This window comes from Streptomyces sp. NPDC005803, from assembly GCF_040630435.1.
Taxonomy (GTDB): Bacteria; Actinomycetota; Actinomycetes; order Streptomycetales; family Streptomycetaceae; genus Streptomyces.
In genome coordinates, this window is sequence record NZ_JBEXXO010000062.1 from 1 (window position 1) to 7,232 (window position 7,232).

The 7,232-nt window shown below is 67.2% G+C and carries 8 protein-coding genes and 1 pseudogene; 4 read left to right on the plus strand and 5 right to left on the minus strand.

The genetic code is table 11. The features are described 5' to 3' along the window. The 3 genes from ABZ454_RS38510 to ABZ454_RS38520 form a co-directional block, all read left to right on the plus strand. Positions 1-966 (plus strand): MFS transporter (locus ABZ454_RS38510; RefSeq protein WP_359544077.1); only part of this gene is annotated, 966 nt, incomplete at its 5' end. A gap of 229 nt (positions 967-1,195) precedes the next feature. After that, positions 1,196-1,876: a M20/M25/M40 family metallo-hydrolase gene (locus ABZ454_RS38515; protein ID WP_359544078.1), complete on the plus strand. Its 681-nt coding sequence runs from the start codon at positions 1,196-1,198 to the stop codon at positions 1,874-1,876. Then, positions 1,810-2,400 carry a M20/M25/M40 family metallo-hydrolase gene (locus ABZ454_RS38520; RefSeq protein ID WP_359544080.1) on the plus strand — a complete coding sequence of 197 codons (591 nt, stop codon included), beginning with the start codon at positions 1,810-1,812 and terminating at the stop codon, positions 2,398-2,400. Before ABZ454_RS38515 ends, ABZ454_RS38520 begins: the two co-directional genes overlap by 67 nt. Before the next feature lie 585 nt (positions 2,401-2,985). On the opposite strand, the gene ABZ454_RS38525 is transcribed toward ABZ454_RS38520, so the two are convergent. The 3 genes from ABZ454_RS38525 to ABZ454_RS38535 form a co-directional block, all read right to left on the minus strand. After that, the gene (locus ABZ454_RS38525) at positions 2,986-3,621 is read right to left on the minus strand and encodes a peroxiredoxin (protein WP_359544081.1); all 636 of its coding nucleotides are present in this window, start codon (positions 3,619-3,621) and stop codon (positions 2,986-2,988) included. Positions 3,622-3,838: 217 nt separating this feature from the next. Further along, positions 3,839-4,060: a hypothetical protein gene (locus tag ABZ454_RS38530; RefSeq protein WP_359544082.1), complete on the minus strand. Its 222-nt coding sequence runs from the start codon at positions 4,058-4,060 to the stop codon at positions 3,839-3,841. A gap of 26 nt (positions 4,061-4,086) precedes the next feature. After that, the gene (locus ABZ454_RS38535) at positions 4,087-4,320 is read right to left on the minus strand and encodes a hypothetical protein (RefSeq protein WP_359544083.1); all 234 of its coding nucleotides are present in this window, start codon (positions 4,318-4,320) and stop codon (positions 4,087-4,089) included. A gap of 438 nt (positions 4,321-4,758) precedes the next feature. Here ABZ454_RS38535 and ABZ454_RS38540 point away from each other — a divergent pair, with 438 nt between their 5' ends. Next, a complete protein-coding gene (locus ABZ454_RS38540; protein ID WP_359544084.1) occupies positions 4,759-5,607 on the plus strand; it encodes an alpha/beta hydrolase in 849 nt (282 codons plus the stop codon). Between the two features lie 204 nt (positions 5,608-5,811). Here the strand turns inward: ABZ454_RS38540 and ABZ454_RS38545 are convergent. Both ABZ454_RS38545 and ABZ454_RS38550 read right to left on the minus strand, forming a co-directional pair. Next, a pseudogene (locus tag ABZ454_RS38545) lies at positions 5,812-6,358 on the minus strand (transposase). A gap of 50 nt (positions 6,359-6,408) precedes the next feature. Next, on the minus strand, positions 6,409-6,894 hold the full coding sequence (locus ABZ454_RS38550) for a winged helix-turn-helix domain-containing protein (protein ID WP_359544085.1): 486 nt from the start codon (positions 6,892-6,894) through the stop codon (positions 6,409-6,411). Between the last annotated feature and the right edge of the window lie 338 nt (positions 6,895-7,232).

A 7,232-nucleotide genomic window follows, 5' to 3' on the forward strand; every position in this document is an offset into this window, starting at 1 on the left:
CCAGCCCTCGGCGGCCTGCTCGTCCAGTCAGCATGGCAATGGGTCTTCCTCATCAACGTACCCATCGGCGCACTCGCCCTCGCCACAAGCACCCGACTTCTGTCCCGTCCCCACCGCTCCGCCGTCTTGAGGGGGATCCCCGACGTGGTCGGTGGACTCGTACTGGCCCTCACCATCGGCGCACTCACTCTCACCCTTGCCAAAGGGCCCGCATGGGGTTGGGCATCGACTGATACTGCCACGGGGCTCTTGGTGACCGTTGCCGGAGTGGGCATCTTCCGCCATCGCACCCTGCGCCACCCCCTTCCCCTCGTCGCTCCCTCCCTCTTGGGGGTAAAGATCTTCACCTGGTCCAACGTCACAAGTGTGCTGTTCAACGTCGCGTTCGGCGCGAACGTTCTCGCCATGATCCTCTGGATGCAACAGGCTTGGGGTTACAGCGCGTTGCGCACAGGAATGGCTGTCGCCCCCGGCCCGCTCGTCGTCCTCGTCGCCACCGCCTTTGCCCAGTACGCGGCGCGGCGTCTCTCCGCCAGGGCCCTGGCCGTCACAGGCTGCGTTCTGTTCGCTCTCCCCAGCGTGCTGCTCGCCCTGCGCGTCGGCCCGCATCCGCACTATGTGGCCGAGATGCTGCCGCCCCTGATCATCTCCGGGATCGATGTGGGACTGACCCTGCCCACCGTCCTGGCGTCGGCGACTGCTGCTCTTCCCGCGCCCTCGGCGTCCACCGGTTCCGCAGTGGTGAACATGAGTCAGCAGATCGGAACGAGTCTGGGGGTCGCGCTGCTGGTCGCCGCCCTCACCCAGCACACTCCCTCCGGCCACCTGCGGGAAGGGTTCGCGAAAGGCTGGTGGATGGTAACCGGTGCTGCTGTCCTGGCGATGGTCAGCGCTTGGGGCATTACGCCCGGTGAATCCCGAGCGCGTTCCCTGCCGGTGGAATCCCGACGTACTTTCCGCACCTGACCGCATCGGGTCGGCCATTCGATGAGCTTCATGCCACACCACGATTTGCTCACTTCACTCCGGCAGCCTGTTCTTTTGACGGGGCCGTCCGCGCTTCCCGTCTCAAAGCCGTGTGCGGCGGCCCCCGCGAAGACAGCGGTGATGCCGGCAGGTGATCCGCGGGTTTCCGCTTCCCACACCCAGTCCGGCGATGCGCCCGTCATCTGCCGCTCAGGAAGGATGTCCTGAAATGACGTCAGGCAACGGCGGTCTTCTGGCCGACGCCAGAGGGCTGCTGAACGAGGTGGTCGCCGTGCGCAGGGAGTCGCACGCCCAGCCAGAGTTGGGGCTCCACCTTCCCGCGACCCAATCGACCGTGCTGAAGGCACTGGCCCGTCTTCCCCTGACTGTTTTCACTGGCGCTCGGATCAGCTCCGTGGTCGCCGTGCTCGACAGCGGCCGGCCCGGTCCCACCACGCTGCTCCGTGGTGACATGGACGCTCTGCCGCTGACCGAGCGGACCGGACTGTCCTATGCGTCGAGGGTGGCGGGCGTGATGCATGCCTGCGGGCACGATGCCCATACGGCCATGCTGATCGGCGCGGCCACATTGCTCACCGCGCGCCGGGATCAACTCGACGGGCGCGTGATCTTCATGTTCCAGCCGGGCGAGGAAGGCGCGGGCGGCGCCAAGGTCATGCTCGAGGAAGGAATCCTGGAGCGGTACGGAGCGGTGGACCGCGCTTTCGCCCTGCACATCATGCCCTCGCTCCCGTCCGGGGTGATCGCAGCACGTCCGGGTCCCACATGGCCTCCGTGGACACGCTGGACGTGGTGGTCACCGGGCAGGGGGGACACGCTTCGATGCCCCACACCGCCATCGACCCTGTGCCTGTCGCCTGTGAGATCGTCCTGGCGTTGCAGACCATGATGACCCGACGTATATCGGCATTCGATCCCGCCGTACTGACCGTGGGCAGCGTCCAGGCAGGCACGACGGCCAACGTCATTCCCTCGTCCGTCACGGTGCGGCTGACCGTGCGGGCAGTGTCCGAAGAGGCCCGGGCGGCCATTGTGCAGGGGGTGCGCCGCGTCGCGGACCATGTAGCAGCGGCGCACCTGTGCGGCGCCGAGATCCAAGCCCCGGACATGGGCTACCCGGTCACTGTCAGCGATCCGGAACTGACGGAACAGGTTCTGGACATCGCGGCGCGCACGCTGGGCGGCTCCCGTGTCGTCCGCATGCCCGCTCCCGTGCTGGCCGGTGAAGACTGGTCATTCGTTCTGCAGCAAGTGCCGGGATGCCTCGCCGCGTTGGGAGCGGCTCCGCCGGACGTGGCAGAGCCTGCTCCCATCCACTCCGACCGCATGGTCCTCGACGAGATGGCCGTGGTCACCGGGATCGCGCTACATTCCGCTGTCGCCCTGAGCCCCGCTGTCGGTGACGACGCATGAGGTTTTCTCCCCCTCCCCGGAGGGGGATGCCGCCTCCGGGCCAGGAGGAGCGATCTGTGCGATTTCCCTCCGCGCCGGGGACGGAAGCGGGCATGCCGTCCGACACCTCGTTCACCGTCATGATCTGGGGAGCAGTGCAGCGTTCCAGGAAAGCAGGCGGTGCGGGTCGTCCGGATGAATTTCCGTGCGCTGTGCGCTGTCCTCACCTGTCGGTATCACCAGCAGTTGCCGCACGTACAGGTCGCGGAAAGTCACCGGCCCGCGAGGTCCTGGGACGCGGTCGATGTTGCTTCCGGTCTCCGGCAGTCCCAGCAGTCTGCGTCCTGATGGTTTGCCAGTTGCCAGGAGCAGCATGCCGGCGGCCGTCCGCAATCGCTCCGCCATGTGGCGAAGTGCTGCGTCGATGTCGGCGTCGGGGGCCGACGCGGGGGCGGAAACCCCTTTGCGCCCGAGTCGCGCAGGCGCGCAGCGTGGCAAGGGAGCGTGCCTGCCGGTCGTCCTCGGCGGGGTTCACGGCAGTGTCCTTGTCGAGTCGTCAGTGCGCAGGCGTGTCGTCAGCCGACAGGGCACGGCTGGGCGATCGCCTCAGGGTCGGCTCGGCTGAGGGGTGTACCGCAGGTAGGACTTGACGGTCCGGTAGCCGGGGAAGCGCTCGGCGGCGGTGGCGTCGTCGACCGCCGGCGTGATGATGACATCCTCGCCGCTCTGCCAGTCGGCGGGGGTGGCGACCTTGTGCTCGGCCGTCAGCTGCAGCGAGTCGATGACGCGGAGGATCTCCGCGAAGTTGCGTCCCGTGCTGGCCGGGTACGTGAGGGTGAGCTTGATCCGCTTGTCGGGTCCAATGACGAACACGGAGCGCACTGTCGCTGTGTCGGAAGCCTGGGGATGGATCATTCCGTACAGCTCGGAGACCTTTCGGTCCTCGTCCGCGATCATGGGGAAGTCGACGGCGTGTCCTTGTGTTTCGGCGATGTCGTCGGACCACGCCCGATGGGCCTCAGCGCTGTCGACCGACACGGCTGCCACCTTCGTGTCGCGCCTGGCGAACTCGTCCCGGAGGGAGGCGACGGCGCCGAGTTCGGTCGTGCACACCGGCGTGAAATCTGCGGGGTGGGAGAAGAGAAGCCCCCAGCTGTCTCCCAGCCACTCGTGGAAGTTGATCTCACCGTCGGCCGTCGGGGCCGTGAAGTCGGGAGCCGGGTCTCCAAGCTGCAGCGCCACTGATGTTCCTCTCCGAGGACGAAACACGGTCGACATAACCGTATGCGTTACGACTATATCAGGCAAGCGTGGGTATCAGCGGAGACCTGAGGGCGGCCATCCGGCGCCGTCGGGCTCGAGCGCGTCGAGCGTTCGCTCGATCCGCCCGTCCGGAGCAGGACCCGGCACCTCCTCGCCGGACACCCGACACGCGCCGACTGGGGGCACTCACGGCTCGTCAAGAACCGCCGCCACCCCCCAGGCGGCCGAGCGCGTCCGCGACGGCGCGCCCGAGGAGTTCGTCCGCCAGCGCCCGGTCCGTCAAGGCGCGGGAGAGCTGAACGGTCCCCACCATCAGCGCGAACACCGACAGCACAGCCGACCGCGGCACCTGACCACCTTCTGCGGGCAGACGCACCGCGATCGCCTCCATCACATCCAGCAGACCGTCGGTGTACACCTGCCTGGTGGTGTCGGCACACCGGCCTATCTCACCGAGCAGCGCAGCGGACGGGCAGCCGTGAGCGGGGTTGTCGCGATGGCCGGCCGACAGGTAGTGCGGATGAACTCCTCGCCCCCTCGCCGGTCGAACGGCATGGAGTCCACCTCCTCCTGCTGTTTGTCGAACTGATCGGCGATGGTGTGGGCGACCAGGTCCTCCTTCGACGCGAAGTGCCCGTAAAACGCACCGTTGGTCAGCCCCGCGTCCGCTATCGCCACGCCGGCTCCGTCGATGCCGTCCTGTTTTGAATCGCTGCGCGGCCACCCGGACGATCCGCTGCCGGGTCGCGGACTTGTGTTCCTTCGCGTAACGCATGACGCTCCCCTCGGGCCGGGCGTGAGCCCTTGTTCGGTTGCTCCACCCACTGCATTGCATTATGGTCGGCAAGCTAAAGGGTCTCGCCGCCTGGCCCACAGGGCAGCGCCCCCCTCCGCAGCCGCGCACGACTTCAGTCCGGTCCTACGGCGCCCTGCACCCCACATTCTTTCCGCTGCTCTCGGTCCGCGAGCCGGATTGCCGACAGCGGCATCACCCTTCCCCCTGCCGTCGCTCCGCATGTTCATCCGTCCTTCCGATCCACACACGGACAGCGGCGGACGCGTGGACATCCCGGGCATGCACGTGTTTCCGATCGACCATGCCATGAGGAGAATTCCGTGAGTTCCTACTCCACCGTCGAAACACTCACCGTAGAAGCCGTCACCGGTATCACCTACGCATATCGCAGTGTCGGAACGGACACCGACGCAGCGCCGCTGGTGCTCCTCCAGCACTTCCGCGGGAACCTGGACAACTGGGATCCCGCACTGGTGGACGCGCTCGCACAGAGGCGACGGGTCGTCACATTCGACAACAGAGGTGTCGCTGCAACGACGGGCAACACCCCGCACACGATCGCCGCCATGGCCGAGGACGCCGTCGACTTCATCGCAGCGCTCGGCCTGTCACGCGTGGACCTGCTGGGATTCTCCATCGGCAGTTTCGTCGCCCAGGAGATCACTCTGCTCCGTCCTGACCTGGTCAACCGGATCGTTCTGGCCTCTGCGGCGCCTCAGGGCGCAGCGGGAATGCACGGCTGGGCTCCGGACGTCATCGGTGCCGTCGGCACCGAAGCTCCCTCCGCAGAGGGCTACTTGAGTGTCTTCTTCACCCCCACAGAGGCAGGACGGACAGCCGGGCAGGCGGTCCTCGGCCGCATCTTCGGCGAGCGCAGCGAGGGCCGCGACGCCCCGACGACCTGGGCCACCCGACTTGCGCAGTACGACGCGGTCGCGAACTGGGGCATACCCAATCACTCCCTGCTGGAGCGTCTGACGGCCATCACCCAGCCGGTGTTCGTCGCGAACGGCGACAGCGACCCCATGATCCTGCCGCGCTACTCCCACCTGCTCGCCGGCCTCCTGCCCGACGCCGAGATCAAGATCTATCCCGACGCGGCCCACGGCTTCCTGTTCCAGTACCACAAGGAGTTCGCCGCGGACGTCGACGCATTTCTCCGCAAGTGATCTGATCCTCAGGGCCCGGCCGGGGGCCACCCACAATGAGCGGCGGCGTCCTCGTTGCGCCGTAGAGGCGGAAGGAGGACGATCGCCGTCGCCGCCCATGGGTTCCGCGGCCGAAGGTCTTCCTTCCGCCCCAACCAGTCATGACAGCGACAAGGAGAAGCAGTCTATGCACGACTGTGAAGAGACGCTCGGGCTCACCGTCCGCTACTGAGGTTGAACTCGGGATGTCGTGCTGCTGGTCAGGCCGGTCTCGGTGAGACAGCCGTCTACGAGGTGGCTGCGGTACTGGATGTGCCGCAGGCCGCGCCGGACGGTCTGGACGAGGTGTTCCGGGGTGCTGAAGGCGACGTTGGAGAGCCATCCGCGTCGTAGGAGTGACCAGATACCTTCGACGGGGTTGAGGTCGGGTGCGTAGGGCGGCAGGTAGCGGATGGTCAGCCAGTCGCGGGATTCGGCGAATTCCCGCAGACCCGCGGCTTTGCGGACGTTGAGGTTGTCCCAGATCAGGACGATGGAGCCGTCGAGTTGGTGGTGGGCGGCGATCAGCAGGTCCCGGTAAGCGCGCCAGGAGAAGCTCTTGCGCCCGTCACGGTTGCCGTCGTCGCGGCGGGGCCGGTAGATCCCTCGATCGGTGCCCGGGTTTGTAGCAGGTCAGCGCGGCTATGGAGATCCGTCTGCGGGAACGTCCGCGGACCCGGACCACCGGGGTGCGACCGCGTGGCGACCATGTCATCGCCTGCGGCGGCGTCATGGAGAAGCCGGCTTCGTCCTCGAAGACCAGCCAGGCTCCACGGGCCGCCGCTAACCTTCCGCGCGGGGCCACGCCTCCTTGACCCACCCCGCCACCGCGTCATCGTTCCGCTCCATCGCTCTGCGGGCCGGGACTTGGCAGGACCAGCCGTTGCGCACCAACAGCTTCCGCACGCCCTGGATCGTGTACGTCAGGTGGAAGCGTCGGCCGATCACCGTCTGGACCCGGCTCAACGTCCAGCGCTGGTCCTCCCAGCCATGCGCGGCCGGCCCCTTGGCCAGCTCCGCCTCCAGCTGAGTGAACTGCTTCTCGCTCAGCCTTGGCAGTGATGCCGGCCCCTGGGACCGCAGGGACCGCGGGCCGCCCTCGGCCCACGCGTGACGCCATCGCTGGACCGAGCGGACACTGACCCGCAGATCCCTGGCGATCGCGGTACTGCCCTCGCCCAGGGCGAACCGCTCGGCCGCCTTGAGCCGTAACTCCTCGCGGAACTGCTGTCGTTCGGCGGTCAACCCGCCCCCTTGTGGATACCGCATGACTCCGGTGATACCGCAGCCACCCGCCAGCCGTCACCCCTTACGACACCACGAGTTCAGCCTCAGTAATCATGGCTGCCATAGGCCTGCTGAGCGCCTTGCTGCTTGGCGTGCTGTACGGGCGTTGGCTGCTCCGTGCTTGGGGTACGGCCCTGTTGCTGTGGTGCGTTCGGCTCGACCGGGATGGCACGGTGGCGGCATCGGGGCCCGCCCAGGTGCGCGCACGTAACGTCCTTCTCACCCTAAGAGGTCATCTCATTTGGGTGACTCGGTATTCTGTGAGTCATGGTGGGGATCGTTGAGCGTCTGGTGCCGGACGAGTTGTGGGAGTTGTTCCA

Excerpts from the sequence above, each read along its gene's own strand:
- ABZ454_RS38515 (WP_359544078.1), top strand. The coding sequence starts at position 1,196 with ATGACGTCAGGCAACGGCGGTCTTCTGGCCGACGCCAGAGGGCTGCTG.
- ABZ454_RS38550 (WP_359544085.1), bottom strand. The coding sequence starts at position 6,894 with ATGCGGTATCCACAAGGGGGCGGGTTGACCGCCGAACGACAGCAGTTC.
- ABZ454_RS38520 (WP_359544080.1), top strand. The coding sequence starts at position 1,810 with ATGCCCCACACCGCCATCGACCCTGTGCCTGTCGCCTGTGAGATCGTC.